This window comes from Binatus sp. (SeqCode) (genome assembly GCF_049584895.1).
Lineage (GTDB): Bacteria > Desulfobacterota > Binatia > Binatales > Binataceae > Binatus.
The window spans coordinates 1-18,653 of record NZ_JBAUYR010000075.1; the positions used below are offsets into that span (position 1 = coordinate 1).

The 18,653-nt window shown below is 61.6% G+C and carries 18 protein-coding genes and 1 pseudogene; 8 read left to right on the forward strand and 11 right to left on the reverse strand.

Annotation, left to right across the window (positions count from 1 at the left end; genetic code table 11):
• The 4 genes and pseudogenes from WB650_RS13360 to WB650_RS13375 all read right to left on the reverse strand — a co-directional run.
• Positions 1-268 (reverse strand): annotated as a pseudogene (locus WB650_RS13360) (hypothetical protein); the annotation flags it as partial.
• Between the two features lie 2 nt (positions 269-270).
• Positions 271-1,767, reverse strand: coding sequence for an amidase (locus WB650_RS13365; protein ID WP_422303652.1), 1,497 nt, complete (start codon positions 1,765-1,767; stop codon positions 271-273).
• Between the two features lie 14 nt (positions 1,768-1,781).
• On the reverse strand, positions 1,782-2,795 hold the full coding sequence (locus WB650_RS13370) for an LLM class flavin-dependent oxidoreductase (protein WP_422303653.1): 1,014 nt from the start codon (positions 2,793-2,795) through the stop codon (positions 1,782-1,784).
• 4 nt (positions 2,796-2,799) lie between these two features.
• Positions 2,800-3,267: a YybH family protein gene (locus WB650_RS13375; RefSeq protein WP_423960808.1), complete on the reverse strand. Its 468-nt coding sequence runs from the start codon at positions 3,265-3,267 to the stop codon at positions 2,800-2,802.
• Positions 3,268-3,399: 132 nt separating this feature from the next.
• Between WB650_RS13375 and WB650_RS13380 the strand changes: the two genes are divergently transcribed.
• Both WB650_RS13380 and WB650_RS13385 read left to right on the forward strand, forming a co-directional pair.
• Complete coding sequence (locus tag WB650_RS13380; RefSeq protein ID WP_422303655.1) at positions 3,400-4,257, forward strand: MBL fold metallo-hydrolase; 858 nt, start codon at positions 3,400-3,402, stop codon at positions 4,255-4,257.
• A 10-nt stretch (positions 4,258-4,267) separates the two neighbouring features.
• A complete protein-coding gene (locus WB650_RS13385; protein ID WP_422303656.1) occupies positions 4,268-4,930 on the forward strand; it encodes a polysaccharide deacetylase family protein in 663 nt (220 codons plus the stop codon).
• Here WB650_RS13385 and WB650_RS13390 read toward each other — a convergent pair.
• Complete coding sequence (locus WB650_RS13390; protein WP_422303657.1) at positions 4,927-5,703, reverse strand: glutathione S-transferase family protein; 777 nt, start codon at positions 5,701-5,703, stop codon at positions 4,927-4,929. The genes WB650_RS13385 and WB650_RS13390 overlap by 4 nt on opposite strands.
• A 145-nt stretch (positions 5,704-5,848) precedes the next feature.
• Between WB650_RS13390 and WB650_RS13395 the strand changes: the two genes are divergently transcribed.
• The 5 genes from WB650_RS13395 (at position 5,849) to WB650_RS13415 (ending at position 11,652) form a co-directional block, all read left to right on the forward strand.
• The gene (locus tag WB650_RS13395; RefSeq protein ID WP_422303658.1) at positions 5,849-6,901 is read left to right on the forward strand and encodes an LLM class flavin-dependent oxidoreductase; all 1,053 of its coding nucleotides are present in this window, start codon (positions 5,849-5,851) and stop codon (positions 6,899-6,901) included.
• 68 nt (positions 6,902-6,969) lie between these two features.
• Positions 6,970-7,311, forward strand: a complete 342-nt coding sequence (locus tag WB650_RS13400) for a hypothetical protein (protein ID WP_423960811.1) — start codon at positions 6,970-6,972, stop codon at positions 7,309-7,311.
• Positions 7,312-7,585: 274 nt separating this feature from the next.
• Positions 7,586-9,397, forward strand: a complete 1,812-nt coding sequence (locus tag WB650_RS13405; RefSeq protein ID WP_422303660.1) for an OPT family oligopeptide transporter — start codon at positions 7,586-7,588, stop codon at positions 9,395-9,397.
• Positions 9,398-9,407: 10 nt separating this feature from the next.
• A complete protein-coding gene (locus tag WB650_RS13410; protein WP_422303661.1) occupies positions 9,408-10,961 on the forward strand; it encodes a GMC family oxidoreductase in 1,554 nt (517 codons plus the stop codon).
• A 91-nt stretch (positions 10,962-11,052) separates the two neighbouring features.
• Entirely contained in the window at positions 11,053-11,652 is a 600-nt protein-coding gene (locus WB650_RS13415) for a hypothetical protein (protein WP_422303662.1), read from the forward strand.
• Positions 11,653-11,669: 17 nt separating this feature from the next.
• Here the strand turns inward: WB650_RS13415 and sixA are convergent, their stop codons facing one another.
• From sixA to WB650_RS13440, 5 genes are all read right to left on the reverse strand, one after another.
• Positions 11,670-12,170, reverse strand: a complete 501-nt coding sequence (gene sixA / locus WB650_RS13420) for a phosphohistidine phosphatase SixA (RefSeq protein WP_422303663.1) — start codon at positions 12,168-12,170, stop codon at positions 11,670-11,672.
• Positions 12,167-13,204 (reverse strand): CHAD domain-containing protein, encoded by a 1,038-nt coding sequence (locus WB650_RS13425; protein ID WP_422303664.1) that lies wholly within the window; start codon positions 13,202-13,204, stop codon positions 12,167-12,169. The genes sixA and WB650_RS13425 overlap by 4 nt, the downstream gene beginning before the upstream one ends.
• 68 nt (positions 13,205-13,272) lie before the next feature.
• Positions 13,273-14,031, reverse strand: a complete 759-nt coding sequence (locus WB650_RS13430) for a dTMP kinase (protein ID WP_422303665.1) — start codon at positions 14,029-14,031, stop codon at positions 13,273-13,275.
• Positions 14,006-14,860, reverse strand: coding sequence for a dTMP kinase (locus WB650_RS13435; RefSeq protein ID WP_422303666.1), 855 nt, complete (start codon positions 14,858-14,860; stop codon positions 14,006-14,008). The genes WB650_RS13430 and WB650_RS13435 overlap by 26 nt, the downstream gene beginning before the upstream one ends.
• On the reverse strand, positions 14,797-16,392 hold the full coding sequence (locus tag WB650_RS13440) for an HD domain-containing protein (protein ID WP_422303667.1): 1,596 nt from the start codon (positions 16,390-16,392) through the stop codon (positions 14,797-14,799). The genes WB650_RS13435 and WB650_RS13440 overlap by 64 nt, the downstream gene beginning before the upstream one ends.
• Before the next feature lie 130 nt (positions 16,393-16,522).
• Between WB650_RS13440 and WB650_RS13445 the strand changes: the two genes are divergently transcribed.
• Positions 16,523-18,127 carry a DHA2 family efflux MFS transporter permease subunit gene (locus WB650_RS13445; protein ID WP_422303668.1) on the forward strand — a complete coding sequence of 535 codons (1,605 nt, stop codon included), beginning with the start codon at positions 16,523-16,525 and terminating at the stop codon, positions 18,125-18,127.
• On the opposite strand, the gene WB650_RS13450 is transcribed toward WB650_RS13445, so the two are convergent.
• Complete coding sequence (locus tag WB650_RS13450; protein ID WP_422303669.1) at positions 18,128-18,649, reverse strand: macro domain-containing protein; 522 nt, start codon at positions 18,647-18,649, stop codon at positions 18,128-18,130.
• Positions 18,650-18,653: the final 4 nt, after the last annotated feature.

The window sequence follows — 18,653 nt, forward strand, 5'->3', positions numbered from 1 at the left end:
GGTCCTGCATCGGGAGCGGCATGGGAGTGCGCGGATCGGAGATCGAAAGCATTCGGTAGCCGCCCGCGATTCGCGCGGGAAGAAGATCGCGCGAGTGATTTATCTTGAGCACAGAGCCTAGCAGTCCGTAACGATATTGCCTGACGCCGCCGCCGACCGGCAGCAACTCCTCGTAAGGCAATCTGATTCGTTCGCTGTAAAAGGCGCGCATCTCGTCCAGCCGATTGGTGAAAATTCCGACGTCGACGAATCGCTTTGCCAGTTCCATTTCTACTGCCTCAGCCAATCGACGCTCTGCTCGTAGGCATACGCAATCTTCAGCGGCCTCGAGTCCTCGAAATGGCGCCCCACGATCATCAAGCCGACCGGCAGCCCGTTGGACTTTGCGCACGGGACACTGATCGCGGGATGGCCGGTGATGTCGAACGGCGCGGTGTTGGTGATCATCGAATAGGGCGCGCGCTCGTCGAGGCGATGCGCCTTCATCGGCGTCGACGGCATCACGAGCACGTCGTACTCGGCGAGCGCTGCGTCGTATTTCGCGGTCAGCACCGGCCGATAGCTCTGCACCTTTGCATAATATTTTCCGTGATAGCGCTCGCGCATCAGGTCGCCGAACAGCAGCATGAACTTGACGGTTAGCGCTACGTCGTTCGCGCGCTCCGGAAAGTGCTGGCCGAAATGCGCGGCGAGTTCCGGCATGTACGCACCCGTGTGATGCGTCCCGTGCAGATTGGTCCGCGCCAGCATCGCCATTCCCTCGGGCACAATCGCGTATAGCAAATCGGAGGCGTCGCGATGCGCCGGAATCGAAATCTCGGTCGCGCGCGCGCCGAGCTTGCCGAGCGCCGCGACCGCGCGATTCACCGCAGCATTCACGTCGGCCTCGGCGCCGGCATGGGCAAAGCCCTCGCGCACAACGCCCAGCTTGATTCCGTCGACCGACTTGCCGAGCGCCTCGCGATACGGCGCGGTTGTGACCTCGCGCTGGCGAGGATCGAGGCGGTCCTTGCCCGCGATCACTTCGAGCAGCATCGCGACGTCGCTCACGCTGCGCGCCATCGGGCCGACATGGTCCAGGGTCGGGTCGATACTCATCACGCCCGTGTAAGGCACCAGACCGTAGGTCGGCTTGATGCCGACGACGCCCGACCACGACGCGGGAATTCTGATCGAACCGCCCTGGTCGGTGCCGATAGTCAGATCGATATCGTCGTAGTACAACGCCGCCGCCGATCCGCATGACGAGCCGCCCGCGCAGTATTCCGGGTTGTGCGGATTGCGCGACGGTCCAAAAAAGCTGGTGCGGCCGTCGCCCGATAGCGCGAAGTCGTCCATGTTCAGCGTCGCGACGATTTCCGCGCCCGCGTCGAGCATCCGCGTCACGATGGTTGCGTCGCTCGCGGCCACGTGACCCTTCAGCACCGAAGATCCGCCGCTCGCGGGAATTCCAGCCACGCATACGCTGTCCTTCACTCCGACACGCTTGCCCTTGAGCGGACCGCTCGCCGCGCCCTTGACAACGCATCGCGTGACGATTGCGTTGAGCGGATCGTCCTTGGGCGACGGGCGCACGCCCGCCTTGCGATCGCGATAACGCGTAACTGACTCATGCGGAGCCATTTCGATCGCGTCGATTTTCTCAAAGATCGCCATCTGCCCGGGCATCATGCCCTGGAGCGCCGCGAGTTCATCGTTGGTCAGATCGATATGGTTCGCGCGCGCGATTCGCTTCAGTTCTTCTGCGCTGGGAACTTCGAATGCCATCGTCGAATCCTCTCTCAGGTGAAGTACGGTAAAAGATGCCGATGCACGTCGTCCATCGTCTGTTGTGGTGGCACGCCCGGCACTTCGAAAAATACTGGCGCCGTGACTCCGGCTTCGATAAGGCGCGCCAGGTTCTCGCGGCATCGCGCGGGGCTGCCGGCGATCGTGAAGGTATCGAGCATGTCGTCCGTCACCATGTCGACGGGAAGCTTGCCCCGTGCAAAACTCTCGCCGAATTTGACGATCGTCTCGGCCGGCAAACCCGCGGCGGAGAAGAGCGGCGTGTTCGGCTGCGGCGCCATCAGCGAAACCATGGTCGCAACGATGGGCCGCAGACGATCACGCGCGGCGCGCTCGTCCTCCGAAATCGACGAGAAGATATACGCGGCGACGTTGAAGTTGCTTTCGCTGCGCCCCGACTTCTTGAGCCCCTGCCGCGCATGCTCGAGCGCGAATCTGACGTAGGCCGGCGACGACATGATGCTGAGCAGCAGACCGTCGGCAACTTCGCCGGTCAGTTCGCAATTCTTGGGGCCGAGTATTCCCAGGTAGATCGGGATTTCGGATCGCGCCGGTTTGAAACTCAATTTGACCCGCTCTGCATTGAAGACGCGGCCAGCGAAAGAAAGCTCCTCGCCGCGAAAGAATCGCCGGACGATCTCGACCGTCTCGCGCATCGCGGAGGTCGGCATTTTGTAGGGAATCTTCAGCCGGCCCTCGATCCAATCCTTCAGACCGGCGCCGATCCCGAGAATCGCGCGCCCATCCGCGAGTTCGTCGAGCGCCGCGAACTCCATCGCGGTGAGCGCAGGATGCCGCAAATAGGGATTCACGATGCCGAGGCCGATCTTGATCTTCGAGGTGCCGCAGGCGATCGCCGACGCTACCGTGAACGCGCCGCGATAGAAGGGATCTTCAGGCACCCAGAACGTGCCGAAGCCCGCATCTTCGGCGCGCTTGGCCTGCACGACGAACTCGCGCGAATGCAGATTCTCGACACCGACGCCGAATTCGCGAACCTTGGCCATCGCCCTACGCCTCGTTCTCGAACGCCATCCGCGGGCCTTGCGCGCACCATGAATAGTGGCAATGCCACATCTTCCAGACCGGCTTGCCCTTGTCGTCCTCGCGCACGTAGACCTCGGTGCCGCGGAACTTGCCGCTTCCCGGCAAAGGCTGGCCGTCTTCGAGTGTGATCGTGAACGGCGCGCTGCTTGACAGCCATCCCATGTCACCGCGGACGTGCACACGCACATCTTCATCCTCACCCAGCGTCGCTTTTGCTTTGAATTTTGCGAGCCATTCCCACAGCGTCGCCCATTCTTCGATTGCGCCGTAAGAAAAGCCGTTGAGGTTCCATCCGAAGAACTTGTCGCCGCCGACGAACGCGTCGCGCATCATCGGGATGCTGCCGGTGCGATTCGCCGTCACCCAAAGATTGTGCAGGCGCATGATCTCGTCGATATCTTTCTGCGGGCCTTCGCCACGAATCTCTGCCATCGCGATTCCTCCGCTGAGCGTGTTCGTTCTTGGTACGCGAGTAGCTATACCTCAGTTCGCAGCAAAAGTTCACGCTTGGCGAATTTACAAAATTCGGGCTAAGTTGGCTCCGAGAAGGACAGGAGGACTGCGATGAACCAGTTCAAAGTCGGCGACGTCAAGATAACCCGGATCATCGAGAGCGAGTCGCCATGGCCGGGCACCTTTATCATGCAGGATGCCACTCCCGAAAACGTCAAGAAGGAAGCGGACTGGCTCTATCCGATTTTTTCCGACGAGAAGGGCAAGCTGCGCATGAGCATCCACGCGCTGATCGTCGAGTCGCAAGGCAAGCGCATAATCGTCGATACCTGCATCGGCAACGACAAGGTCCGCTCGAACCCGGTGTGGAGCAATCTCAAGCTGCCGTTCCTGAGCGATCTGGAGAAAGCGGGACACGCGACTGACAAGATCGATCGCGTCGTATGCACGCATCTGCACGTCGATCACGTCGGATGGAACACGACGCTAAAGAATGGAAAATGGGTACCGACGTTCCCCAACGCGCGCTATCTGATCGGCGGCACCGAGTGGGATTTCTTCTCGACGTTCGACGGCAAGGACATGCGCGATCCGGTCGAGGATTCGGTGCGGCCGGTAGTCGAGGCGGGCGTTGCCGACCTGGTCGATTCCAACTTTCGCATCACCGACGAAGTGTGGCTCGAGCCGACGCCCGGACACACGCCCGGCCATCACAGCGTGCGGATTTCATCGAAGGGACAGGATGCGATCATCACCGGCGACCTGATGCATCACCCGATTCAGTGCCGTTATCCTGAATGGGACGACGCTTTCGATTCCGACGGCGCGATGGCGAAGAAGACGCGGCGGGCATTCTGCGAGAAATATGCGGACACCAACGTCGTCGTGTTCGGGACACATTTCGCGACGCCGTCGGCGGGGAAGATCTCGAAGAACGGCGACTCGTTCAGGTTCACAGCGGCCAAGTAGCAGCACGGTTATGGGTGACGTCGCACTCTCGTTCGACAACGGGCCTGATCCGGCGGTGACGCCGATGGTGCTCGACGTGCTCGCGCGGCGCGGCGTGAAGGCATCGTTCTTCGTGCTCGGGAAAAATCTCGCATCGCCGGAGCGGATGAAGCTGGCGCAACGTGCGTCAGCCGAGGGGCATCGAATCGGCAATCATTCGTACACCCATCGCATACCATTGGGCGATGATCCGAAAACGGATGCGGTCGATTCCGAAATCGCGAAGACCGAGCAGTTGATCGGCGCCCTTGCTGAGAGCCCTAAACTGTTTCGTCCATTCGGCGGCGGCGGCAAAATTGGGCCGCATCTGCTGAGCCGTGCCGCCGTCGATCACCTGGTCGCTAATCGCTACACCTGCGTCCTGTGGAATTGCGTGCCGGAGGATTGGATCGATCAGGATGCGTGGGTCGACCGCGCGCTTCGCGACGCTTCGACGCAAGCGCATACGCTGGTCGTGATGCACGACATCCTGCCGCGCGCGATGAGCCATCTCGATCGTTTCATCGGCGCACTGGTGGACGCGGGCCATCGCATCACGCGCGAGTTTCCTGCCGAATGCATACCAATCGAGCGCGGCGAGATCGTCCGCGACATTTCGGGACTCGTGTCCTCGTCGCGCGCTGCCGGCGGCTAGGATACTTCGCTCGAGAACCGAATCGTCTTCTTCGCCAAACCAGCAAGAACCACGTCGACGCCACCGCTGCGGATCATCCATTCGAGGCGATGGTCGCGGTACTGGCGCGCAAAGGCCCCTGACTCGAGCATCTGCGGCAGAATATCCATCGAGTCGGTGAACTGCTGCGCCGCTTCGATCGTCTTGCGAACACTCGGACGCTCTTCGACGCGAGCGGTCCATGCGGCGAGGCGCGTTCCGGCTTTCGGCGGATTGCCCCACACTATCGAGCCGCGCACGTGCGGATAAACGCTCAAGTCGCCGTAGCCGAATGACGCGCCGTTGAAATAATTCGCCGCACCGAGTTCGCGCTCGAGCCATGCGAACACGCCGGCCGTTTGCTCGGACGCTTTCGCTTTAAGCTGCTTTGCGGCGTCACCCGTCACGCGCTTCCATGCGAGCACTTCCATCAGGCCCCAATTTATTGCCTCGTAATACGTGTCGCACACGTCTTCGATCATCCGCACGCGCGCACGTTCGCGCGGCAAAGACGGCAGCAGCGCGGGCGCAGGCCATGTCTCCTCGATATAGTCGAGGATGATGGTCGAATCGAAAATCGCAAAACCGTCATCGACCAGCGCAGGCACTTCGAGCCGCGGGTTGGTCTTGCCGAATTGGGTAGGCGCGCCGCTGAATGCGTCGGGGACTTCGACTTCGAACGCGACGTTCTTTTCGTAGAGCGCGATTTTGATTTTCTGCACGTACGGCGAAAACGGATGCTCGTATAGTTTCATCTTTGCTCTGTTCCTCTTGGCTCGATTGCCATCCAGCTTGATAAACTGGGAAGATACGCGGATTTTAGCGTCCCGGAAATGATAATGATGCCGAATCATTCGCGGCTTAATATTGATCGCGACAAGCCATTCGAGGTGAAAGACGATGGATTTTGGAATCGCGTTAGCTTCAAACGTCGACGCCTGGAAGACGGTCAAGCGTGCCGAGGAACTGGGTTTCAGCCATGCGTGGTTCTACGATTCGCAGATGCTGGTCCCGGATATCCTCGTCACGATGGCTCTGGCAGCTGACAAGACCTCGAAGATCAAGCTCGGCATGGGTGTGATGGTCCCAACCAACCGGATCGCGCCGGTTGCCGCGAACGCGCTCGCATCGCTGAATAAACTTGCGCCGGGAAGAATTATTTTTGGCGTCGGCACCGGTTTCACTGCTCGCAACACGATGGGCCTCGGCCCGATGCGCCTGTCTGAGCTGCGCGAGTACTTGCGCGTGGTGCGCAGGCTGCTGGCGGGCGAGACAGTGGAGTGGGAAACCGAGGGTGCGCGGCACAAGATTCGATTTCTCAATCCCGAGGCGGGAATGATCAACATAAGCGATCGAATACCGCTCCATATCTCGGCCTTCGCGCCAAAGGCGCGCAAGCTGACGGCGGAGATCGCCGACGGATGGATGACTTTCAGCGCTCAGGTTCCGCGCGCGCTGCACGAGGCCGGCGAGCTGGCGAAATCGTGCCGCGAGTCAGGTCGCGCGGCCGAGAGTCTTTACCGCACTGCGTTTGCTCTCGGATGCGTGCTGGCCGATGGCGAATCTGCCGCCAGCCCGCGCGCAAAGGCGCAAGCGGGTCCCATGTCGGTGGTGTTCCTGCACGGCCTGGTCGAGGCGAGCCTGGGCTTGCAACTGTCACCTGAAATTGCGCCGGTGCTCGACGCCTATCGCAAGCAGTATGCGACGTACGAGCCCGCCGACGCCCGCTATCTGCAAATGCACAAGATGCACCTGATTGGGGTGCGGCCCGAAGAGGAGAAATTCCTCACCCCGGAATTCATCGCTGCGACCACCTTCACCGCGACCGCGACCGAACTGCGTGAAAGAATCCGCGCGCTTCGCGATGGCGGCTTCAACCAGTTCGTGATTCAGCTCGTGCCTGGAAGCGAGTCCGCGCTAGACGATTGGGCGCGAGTATTTGACGGGGTGTAGTAGCGGTTGATCGAAAAATTTCATTCTTTGATGCCGTCCATCTGTTTGGTACGCTTGGAAATATGAGTATGCATTTGCGCACGCGCCGGTCGATCGTTTCAGCGATCGTTGGCGCGATTCTTTTTTCGACGGCGTCGGCGTTCGCGTTCGATATCGGATCGCTGCTCAACAACAAGCCCAAAGAGCCGGACAAGTTCGCGGTTATCCGCGTCGACAAGCTTGCTTCGCTGATGGCCGATCCGAACTCGCACGTTAATATCTATGACGCGAACGGATGGGGCCTGCGCTCGACCGCCGGCGTGATTCCCGGTGCGCATCTTCTCACCAGCGACGACAAATACGATGTCGAAAAGGAGTTGCCGCCTGCGAAAAACGCGAAGCTGGTCTTCTACTGCGCCGACTTGCATTGAACGGCGTCGCATGAAGCCGCCCGTCGGGCGGAAGCCGCAGGTTACAGCGACGTTAGCGTGATGAGCGACGGCATCGAGGGCTGGAAGCAAGCCGGCAAGCCAGTGGACTACCCAAAGCTCCAAGAGTCGAAGAACAGCTAGCGAGTGGAGCGCGCGAAGCGCGCGAATAAGAAACCGGAACCGGCTTCGCATGGCGCGAAGCTGTCCGAGATCCTTCGTGCCGCTCGCGATGCTCGCTTCCTCAGGATGACATGGGTGCACTCGCCGCCGCTTGATGCCATATAGTGTTGCCGTGCAGCGCGACGATCCTTCTTTTTTAGTATCTACACCGGCGATCCGCGAGCTGACGCCGCGGAGCGTCTTGCTTGGCATTGCGCTCGCACTGATCCTTGGGGCGGCGAATGCCTATCTCGGTTTGTATGCGGGGCTGACCGTGTCCGCGAGCATTCCAGCCGCCGTCATTTCGATGGCGATACTGCGGATTCTCGGCGGCTCGACGATTCTCGAGAACAACGTGGTGCAGACGATTGCGTCGGCGGGCGAGGCGGTCGCGGCCGGCGCGATCTTCACGTTCCCTGCCCTGGTGATTCTTGGCGGCGTCAGAACGCTGCCGTACGTCGAGGTGACGGCGCTTTGCGTCGTGGGCGCGACGATGGGCGCGCTACTCGTTGTGTTTCTGCGCCGTGCATACATCGTCGAGGAGCGGCTGCCGTTTCCCGAAGGCGTCGCGTGTGCGCAGGTGCTCCGCGCCGGTGATGCGCAGGCCAACGTTCGGCCGCTGGTGATCGGAGGATTGATCTCGGCAGCTCTGAAAGCGCTTCAGGACGTGGCAGGAATTATCCCCGGCGCGGTGTCGGGCGCACGATGGGTCGGTGGCGCGGCGGTCGCGGGGTCGCTCGACATTTCGGCGGCGCTGCTCGGCGTCGGCTACATCATAGGAATCAGGATCGCCGCGCTGGTGTTCGCCGGAGGCGCATTCGCATGGCTGGTCGCGATTCCCCTGCTCACCACGTTTCATCACGGAAACGGAACCGGAGACGCCGCGACGACCGCGTCGCAACTGTGGAGCGGACAGGTGCGCTATCTCGGCGTAGGCGCGATGCTCACGGGAGGAGTCGTGACGCTGTGGAAGTTGCGCACGCGAATCGCGTCCGCGATCGCCGACAGCATCCGCGTCGTGCGCGCGACGCAAGCCGTCGCGACGGCGCGCGAGGACACCGATCTCTCGGCGCGCGCCGTGCTGACCGCGGTGGCGCTTTGCGTGCCGGTTATCTTCGCCATCTGCCTCGGGCTGAGCGGACAAATCGCGCTCAGTGCTGCGCTTGCAGTATTGCTGACGCTGATCTGTTTCTTCGCGACGGCGATCGCGGGCTACCTGACCGGAATAGTCGGCGCGTCGAACAATCCGGTTTCGGGCGTGACGGTGATCGTATTGCTCGCCGTTGCGCTGTTTCTGAAATTGGTAGGCGTGTCGCAAAGCGTCGGGCCGCAGCTGGCGATTCTCTCGGGCGCGATCGTGTGCACCGCGGCCGCGATGGCGGGTGACTCGACGCACGATCTCGCGACCGGTTTTCACGTTGGCGCGACGCCGCGCTCGCTCGAAATCGGAGTGTTGGTCGGCGCGATTGCGTCATCGTTCGTGATGGCGCCGGTTCTGAACCTGCTGATCGCCGGCTACGGAATCGCAGGCACTGCGACCGCGCGGGCTGGCGCTCTCGCCGCACCGCAAGCATTCCTGATGGCGAAAGTGACGCAGGGAGTTTTCCATGGCGGATTGCCGCTCGGGACGATCGCGGCGGGCGCGGCACTCGCGGCGATTCTCGGATTCAGCGATCGCTACCTGGAACGGATTGGATCGAAGTGGCGCACGCCCATCATGCCCGCCGCGATCGGTCTCTACCTTCCGTTCGGACTCAGCGTCGCGATTTTTGTCGGCGCACTGGCTCATTCGCTTTTTGGATCGCAGGATGAAGCCGAGAGCGGCCCCGGTATCCTGCTCGCGGCCGGTCTGGTGGCGGGCGAGGCGCTGATGGGTGTTGCGAGCGGCGCGATGGTCACGGCAGGAATCAAGCTGCCGATTTTCTGATCTGAATCAGATGACGCCAAAACAAAATCGCTCTCGAGCAGGTGTCCAACTTCCGAAGTTCGCCGATACCGTCGTTATTGGTGGCGGCACTTCGGGAGCAGCGGTCGCGGGTCTGCTCGCCGAGCATTCGGAACAGACGGTGCTGCTGCTCGAAGCCGGTCCGGATTATGGTTCGTTCGCCGACGGACGATGGCCCGCGGAACTTATCGACGCTGGCGCGATCCCGGTCACGCACGACTGGGGGTACAACAGCGGGGACCAGTCCGCATCGCGCGTTATCAGCTTCGAGCGCGCGCGGGTGATTGGTGGATGCTCGTCGCATAACGGATGCGCGGCTATCTGGGGCAGCAGCGTCGATTACGACGGGTGGGCCGCGCTCGGAAATCCGGGATGGTCCACGGACGAACTGCGTCCACTGTTCCGCGATGCCTCCGAGCGCCTTCGAGTTCGAATTCCTGAGCCGGGCGAGGTCACTCCTTTCCAGCGCATAGCAATGGACGCCGCGGCCGATGCCGGAATCCCGCGCGTCGCTGACCTTAACAATCTCGATGAGAACCTCGGTATGGCGCCGAGTCCGGCGAATATCGTCAACGGCGTCCGTTGGAACACCGCGTTCGCGTATCTCGATCCGGTCCGCGAGCGATCGAACCTGACGATCGTCGGCAACTCGGCATGCGACCACCTCGAAATCAGGTCAGGACGAGTGAACGCCGTCGTCGTAGCTGGACGTGACGGCCCGGTCCGCATCGAAGCGGGCCGCGTGATCGTGGCTGCGGGAACCTATGGCTCTCCTGCGATTCTGCTTCGCTCAGGTATCGGCAATCCCTCCGAGCTTCACGCCGCGGGCATCGCGCCGACGCATGATTTGCCGGGCGTCGGTCGCAATCTGCATGACCATCCGCGCGTTTCGATTAGCTACGCGGGAACGCGCGAACTCGAAGAGATGATGGGAGAGTTTGCGCGCGATCATTGGATGCCCGAGGAGCAGACGATCGCCAAGGCGCGATCTTCACGATGTGCGCAGGCGTTTGATCTGCACATCTATCCGGTTGGCGGACGAGACCTAACAACTCCAACCGGCTGGCGATGGACCCTCGAAGTGGCGTGCCTGACGCCACGGTCGCGGGGCGCGCTCAGGATTATGAGCGCGGACATTGCAGCGGCGCCGATCATTGACCATCGCTACTTGTCCGATCCCGGCGACGAAGATTTGCGAGTGCTCGCGGACGGGGTAGCGCTGGCCCGCGAGATAGCCTTGAGGCCTGCGCTGTCACCTCTTCTGGGTAGTGAGATTTCATTGGGCGGCTCAGGTCAGACACGCGCCGAGACTGAGGCATTCGTCAGGTCCAATTGCCTGCACTACTACCATCCGGTGGGCACGTGCAGGATGGGGCCGGCGACCGATCGATCCGCGGTGGTCGATGCGCGCGGAAGAATCCACGGACTCGACAACGCTTACGTCGCCGACGCGTCGATCATGCCCGTGATTCCTCGCGCCAACACTAATCTTCCGGCACTGGTCGTCGGCGAGCGAATAGCGAGATGGCTGCTTGAATCACAATAGAACTGACCGAGGTTGCGGATGCGTGATCACCGGGCGCATCATTCCGGCATGCAGCCCTTCCCCAACTTGCTGCTGCTATGGCCGTAGATTGATGAAAGGCAAATCGCTTCTAGCCAGCTTCGTGCTGATGCTCTGCGCAGCCTCCGCGCGGGCGCAGGTGCCGGTCAGTCCTTTGGTTGTGTCGCAGACGAGCGTGATTCGGTTCATGCCTGCGGTCACGAGCGGCGACGTGCGCGAAGGGATGTGCTGGACGGAATCGATCGCCGTCACCCGAAGCGGCGCGTGGCGATGCATGGTTGATAACGGCATCAGCGATCCATGTTTCACGATCCCGGCAAATCACGACCAACTCGTCTGCGGCGCCGATCCCGCGCTGAAGACCGACGGCTTTGTCCTGAAGCTGACGAAGCCGCTGCCCAAGTCCTCGCATCCACGGAAAGCGGAGCCGTGGATATTTCGGCTGGCAGACAATTCCATCTGCGAGGCGATGACTGGGACGTTGCCGGCAATAAACGGAGAGCCCGCGCGATGGTCGTGCGCGATTCACATTCGCGACCAGGTCAGGCCCGCAGGCGTCGTCACCAAGCTCACGCCGGGAGAGATTTGGCTGGCTGACAAATTTCCGGAGCGCGCTATCGGAACTCAGGGCGCTGCCCCGGAGAAAGTTCCAGTGAAGGCGATTTGGGAGTAAGTGAAGTTAGAGCCGAATTATTTGCGCATTGTGCGTAGTTGGCGATGGGTTAGCATCCAGCGGAGCTCGCCGCCGCCGCGTTCGAAGCGGGCCGGAAGGTCGATCGCGATGCATCCGCCGGTTTTCAGCTTCAGATGCGCGACGTCGCTTGAACCGGTCAGTAGAATCGACGCGACAGCGCTGAGTTGCGGCTCGTGACCCACGATCATCACGTCCTCATGCTTTGAAAATGCGCGCAGCGCGTTCACCGCGTCGGTCGCGGCAACTCCCGTCGCGAGCGCGGGGAGGACCTGTGGCGGCGGAATGTTCTCGTAGGCGGATGACACGATCTCAGCGGTTTCGGCCGCGCGCGCGAGCGGGCTGGTTAGAATTACGTCGAACTTCAGACCCATCGCGCGCAGGCCCGATGCGGCTCCGCGCATCTTTTCCTTCGAACGTTCTGTCAGCTTGCGCGCGCCGTCGTCGCCGCTCGAAGCGGCCTCTTCGGCGGTCGCATGACGCAAAATATAGAGCATCATGGATTTGATTCCGTAACCGAGTGCGAGTTCGTCGCATGGTGATTGGAGTCCGCCGCGTCTTCGAGGTGCGGGTCCTCGACGGGCGGATGATTCGGCGGATCGGACTCGCTTTTTTCAGTTTTTTCCGGCATCGGGACAGGCGAGCTGACGGGCTTCAGCGCCAATCTTCCGGCACGCCGAATTTCCTCGAGCGTGTCATGCATCGCGTCGGAGCGCTCGAACCGCCGCCACGCTCGCATGCACTGCCGGCGCAATTTACTTTCGCGGCTGCTCAGCGACTGGATTAATGCACCGGCTGCTAGCATCGTTTTGGGTGGCGCCGAGGACGTCTCCGCATACGACAGCAACCATGCGGATGCGACCGAGATGTCGTGATACGTCCCGAGTAGTTCCTGCAACTCCTCGAGTCGCTTGAGGGTTTTTCGGTGGCGCTTGGCGCCCAATGGCGTAATCATCTCGAGTTCGTAACGCAGCCGCTTGATGCGAACCCGGAGCTTATGGAAAACCGGATCCGGAGCGTCAGCCGCGAGTTTTCCACCCAGACGAGATGCGCCGCGCGAAGCCGGGCGGACCAATTGAGCGGCGACGATGCCGAGCCTGCGGTCGGCGCCGATTTTTTTAATTGCCGGCCGTGCCAGCTTCGCGAGCAAACTCCGATAACGCTTCGACGCTAGCAGCTCATCCAGCTTGGCGCGCTCGGACTTACGCCCTTCGCCGAGCGCCGCGATCATCGGCGCGATCGCGTCTTTCAGAGCGGGATCGAGTTTGGTGGCGCGAGCGGTGATCAAGGTCGATGTCACGTCGCATTCGCGGGCGCCGCCGGCCATACTGCCAATCCACGGAAGGTCGCGCCGGAAAATTTTGAGCTGCGCTGCGTAGATGACACTCGAGAACAACTCGATCGTGGCGCGCAGTCGCCGCGTGGCGACGCGCAGTTGATGCAGCGGCTCCGCTTCTCCAGACTCCGCCGCGCTGTGATGCCGTAGCAGGGATTCAAGCCCTGACGCGATCGCTTTGCGCGCGGCGTCTGCCACTGTTTCCCCGGGAGAAAGCGTTACCCTGCGCGGCGGCGCATCGGAGCGCGACTCATCTATCACCGTGGCTATTCCTTGCGTGTCGATACCGCGTTCTCGGCCGAATCGGGATGAGGCTTGCTATTTGAGTGCGACAAATATTCGGCGATGTGTTTTCTGAGCTCGTTCTGAACTTCCTCGACTGGCATGCGCGCATCGACGGAGACGAAGCCGAACTCGCTGGACAATCGCCGGTACTCCTCTATCAGCCGGCCCTGGTAGTGCTCGAACGAATCGAACAGGTCCGTGCCGAGCGCGAGGTGCATCCCGGACTCCCAGTAGTCCATCCCCTTGCCCATTATGACGCGCGGGATGAGAGATTCGACGTCGATGTCGAGGTAGAGGACGAGGTCGGGCACCAGCGCCATGCCGAAGACCTCGCGCGTCCAGTCCGGGTCGGCGCCCATCACCGAGTTGCGCGCGAACGCGGTGTACATGTAGCGATCGGCGATCACGATGAAGCCCGCCTGCAGCGCCGGCAGGATTTCGTGCTCGAGGCGATCGGCAAAGTCCGCGGCGTAGAGCAGCGAGAAGGTCGTGACTGTGAGCTGATGCCCCGCCTTGGCCTCGTTGATAGTCTCGGAGAGCAGCGGCGAGCGGGTCCAACCGGTGTTGCTGACGGCATAACCTTCAAGCTCTAGCCACGGGCGCAGCAACTCGATTTGCGCGGAGCGTCCGACGCCGTCGGTTCCTTCGATCGCGATCAAATGGCCGGGCAGGCGCTTTTTCGCGACGTACGGCAGGCCATGCCCGTACCAGGATTTAGCGCGGCTGCGAGGTGGCCCCATTTTTTCCGCTTTTTCCGTTGGCTCGCGTGAGATCGTAGTCGTTGAGAATTTCCTGGACCATCGTACGCACGACCTTCTGTTGATTGGGGATTTCAGCAGTCGCGTCGATCGGGCGCATCCCGAATTCGGTCGTCAATCGATCGTAAATTTCGAGCACCCGGCTCTGGAACATCCGGAAGCTCTCGACCGGATCGGCCGAGAGACCAACGTCCATGCCGGCCTCATGGTATTTGAGCTTGGCGCGTCCCGACAGCAGGCGCTCGAGAGAAATGTCGATGGGCACACGGAAATAAAGTGTCAGGTCTGGCCGCAGTGCCGGACTGTAAACCGCACGGACCCAATCGGGGTGCACACCGCGTGCGACATCGCGCGCAAAGGCGGTGTAAACATAACGATCGGCGAGCACGATCATGCCGGCCTTCAGCGGCGGCAGGATCTGGTAGGTCAGCCGATCGGCAAAATCGACTGCGTGCAGCAGCGAAAAGGTCGTCGGCGTCAGCAGATTCTTTTTCTTGCCGCGCTGCATCGAACGCCGCACCAGCCGCGACGAATTCCACTCGGTAAAATGGACAGGGTAGCCGCGCGCCCGCAGCCATCGTTCGAGCAGCAACAGTTGCGTCGATTTTCCCGAGCCGTCGATTCCCTCGACGCAGATCAGGCGGCCCTTATAAGGATGCGGAGTTTCGAGCAGAGTCTTGGGCGCGGTGCGAGTTACGGGATTGGCGCCGTTCGAGGATGAAGTAGCGTGGCCGTTGGCCGGCAGCTCTAGCGTTGCAGGACCACCTGGCGATCCAGCAGTCTCGATAACAAGTCGGTCCTTCTCTCGCATGTCCATAGTTCGAGGTCGGCCTTTTCGCGCTTCGAATCGACTCCGACGATCACTCGACCCGGTGAATATCTGACCTCGATATTCTTAACCACACCGAAGTGGCTTCGATCCAGCGCATCAGCGACACGCAAAATCGCGGCGAGGCCCCTGATCACACGGCGCTTGGCAGGGCTGAGCGATTTCAAATCCGGCGAATCGAGTTTCGGGGCCTGCTTGCGATGCCCGCGAGCCGCCTGCGCGATGACCTCGATTTCGTCAGTGTCGAAGCCGAACAGCTCCGCATTCTTAATCAGGTAGTAAGAATGGCGATTATGCCGGTCATGATCAATCGCATGGCCTATGTCGTGCAGCAAAGCCCCGAATTCAAGGAGTTCTCGCGAGGACTTGGGCAGCCCCAAAACCGGCGCGGTCGCGTCGAACAGCTTCAGCGCAAGCTTCGCCACCTGTTTGCCATGCTCGTTGGTACCGGTGAATCTTGCAGCGAGAGCGTTCACCGATCGGCGTCGCGCGTCGGCGGCGGAACGCGAGTCGATCTTGCGCGCGAGCCCGAGCAGCACGCCCTCGCGCAGCGCCCAGGTGCATGCGATAAGCTCGGGCGCTCCGGAATTCTTCAGAATAAAGTTGACCAGCGTCGCGGCCGCGGGCATCAGGTCTACGCGCTTGGCGTCCATCCCGGGGAGATCGACCCGCAGCGCAGCGTTGGCCTCAACCAGGTCGCGCGACAGTTCGGAAATCTCGCCGGCCGACGCGCTCGCGCCATGCAATCTGCCCAGCTCCTCGCCGCGCGACGATCGCGCCATCGCCACCAGGGTATTGATCGTCCCCGAAGTTCCGATTGCGCGGATCACGCCTGCGCGCCGCGCCTTCCGCATCAGTGGGCCGATCACGCGCTCGAGATGCCTGTCGAGCTTGCTCAACTGATCGCGCGTCGGCGGATCGTCGACGAGAAACCGCTCGGCCAGACGCGCGGCTCCCAGCTTCACACTGCGCATCCACAGCGGCTTGCCGTCGCGCACCAGCACCAATTCCACGCTGCCGCCGCCGACGTCGACCAGCAGATGAGGTCCGCCGTCGAGGCCGAGCGCATGACGAGCAGCCTGGAAGATCAGGCGCGCCTCGTCGAGTCCGGAGATCACTTCAACAGTGAGGCCGGTTTCGCGCTTGATGCGGCGAATGAACTCGGTCCGATTGCGCGCTTCGCGCACCGCGCTGGTCGCGACCGCGCGCAGACGGACGACGCGGCGCACTCGCAGCAGCCGCTTGAAATTCATCAATGCGCGCACCGCGAGATCCATCGACTCGGTCGTGAGGCGTCCGGTCGTGAACGAGCGCCTGCCCAGCCGCACCATCTCCTTGACGCGATCGACGACCTCGAGATGGCCCTCACGGCTAACGTCGGCCACGATCATATGTACGGAGTTGGATCCGACGTCGATAGCGCCCAGCCGCATCGTTAGAAGGTAACGTCCCAGGCGCTCGATGTCATCCATGTTGCCCCACATCCGCACCAGCGCGGCTAAAAATTCGCGCACTCACCCAATGACCATAAAACTCTACGCGCGTTACGACGTGATGAACACGGGGTGTCGAATTCGTTTTCGCGGTATCATCGGAAATCCATCGAGTCTAATCTGAAATAAGTACGCCGCGCGGACGAACGTTTTGGCAGTCGCAACCTCGACCCCGATTGGAACCGACTTTCCCGAGTATGGATCCTCCAGCCACAAGTGGCTGATCGCGCTGGCCGTGATGCTTGGCACGACGCTCGAAGTCCTCGACACGTCGATCGTCAACGTCGCGCTGCCGCATATGCAAGGCAGCTTTTCCGCGAGCGTCGACGAGATCGCGTGGGTGCTCACCAGCTACCTGGTCGCCAACGGCATCATGATTCCGATGACGGGGTGGATCTCGTCGCGCTTCGGCCGCAAGCGCTACTTCCTGATGTCGGTCGCTGTTTTCGTCGCCGCATCGGGACTCTGCGGCGCAGCTCAATCTCTGGATCAGATGGTCGTCTTTCGATTGATACAGGGCGCGGCTGGCGCTGCGATGGTCCCGTCGTCGCAGGCCATCTTGATGGAAACGTTCCCGCCCAACGAGCAGCAGCTCGCGATGGCGACCTGGGGCATGGGCCTGATGGTCGCGCCGATCATGGGTCCGACGCTCGGCGGATGGATCACCGATAATTGGAACTGGCGCTGGAATTTTTACATCAACCTGCCGATTGGCGCCGCGGCGTTCCTGATGGTCTGGACCTTCGTGCACGACCCCGCTTACCTGCGCACCCGCCGCGCCAAGGGCGGCAAGACCGACTACACCGGGATCATACTGCTCGTCGTCGGGCTCGGACTCGCGCAACTCGTGCTCGATCGCGGACAGCGCGCCGATTGGTTCAGCTCGCCGTGGGTGGTCTGGTGTACGATTTTCGCCGCGTTCTGCATCATCGGTCTCACGATCAACGAATTGCGCACGCCGGAACCGATCCTCGATCTCTCAATCCTCGGAATTCCCGTCTTCACGATGTCGGTAATGCTGATGGTCGCGATGAGTTTCGCGTTGTTCGGAACGGGTCTACTGAATCCGATTTTTCTGCAGGAAGTCATGGGATACAGCGCGTGGAAGGCCGGCCTGGTGCTCGCTCCTCGAGGGCTCGGCACGATGGCGGCGATGCTGATCGTAGGACAACTTGCGCGCTACCGTTACGACACGCGCCCGCTGATCGGCGTCGGCTTCGTCATCATGGCAATTGCGCTGTGGCAGATGGCGGGATGGAACACTGACGTCGGCACGTGGACTGTGACCTGGCCCAGCCTCGTCATGGGAGTCGGGATGGGCATGATCTTCCCTACCCTGTCAGCCACCACGCTTTCATGCGTCAGCCGCGAGCGCGTCGGCTACGCCGCGAGCCTCTACAACATGATGCGCAACACGGGCGCGGCGATCGGCATTTCGTACATGACGACGGTGCTCGTGAATCACGAGCAGACGCATCAGTCGTACCTGGTCGCGCACTTCACTGTTTTTGACGCATGGAAGATGAGCGATGCGGCGCGGCTCACTCCCGGCGCGCGCAGCTTTGACTATATGCCGCAAATGCTCACTGGCCAGAAGCAAGGGCTCGGAATGGTGTATGGGATGATTCAGCGGCAAGCGATGATGCTGTCGTTCAACGACATCTACCGCACACTGGCTATTGTAATGATGATTCTGATTCCGACCTTCTTACTATTGCGTCGCGCACAACCCGCCGGCGGCATGGCCGCGCACTAGCTATTTCATCTCGGCGAGCACTCGCTCGAAGACCTCCAGCGAACGGCGATCGTACAGCACAAATTCCACCCGCTCCAGGGTCGTTTGACCGCTGAGATGCGCGCGAGCTTCCTCGAGCATCACCTGCCCGCATCGCTCGATCGGAAAACCTGCGATACCCGTGCCGATCGCGGGAAACGCGATCGTCTTGAGCGAGTTCTCATTGGCGCGCATGAGTGAGTTGCGAGTCGCCGCGCGTAATTTCGCTTCCGACGTGGATTCTCCCAGCCGCATGCTGGCCGCGTGAATCACATGCCGCGCACGCAGCCGTCCTGCGCCCGTGATCGCGGCCTCGCCGAGAGGGATCGTACCTATCTTGTCGCACTCCTGTTGAATCGCCGGGCCGCCCTTGACGCGAATCGCGCCCGCGACGCCGCCGCCCAGCATCAGGCCGTTGTTCGCCGCGTTCACGATCGCGTCAACGTCCGCTTCCGTCAGGTCGCCCTGCCGCAAGCCAATCTTGTCGCGCCAATTTTTGCTCATCGTC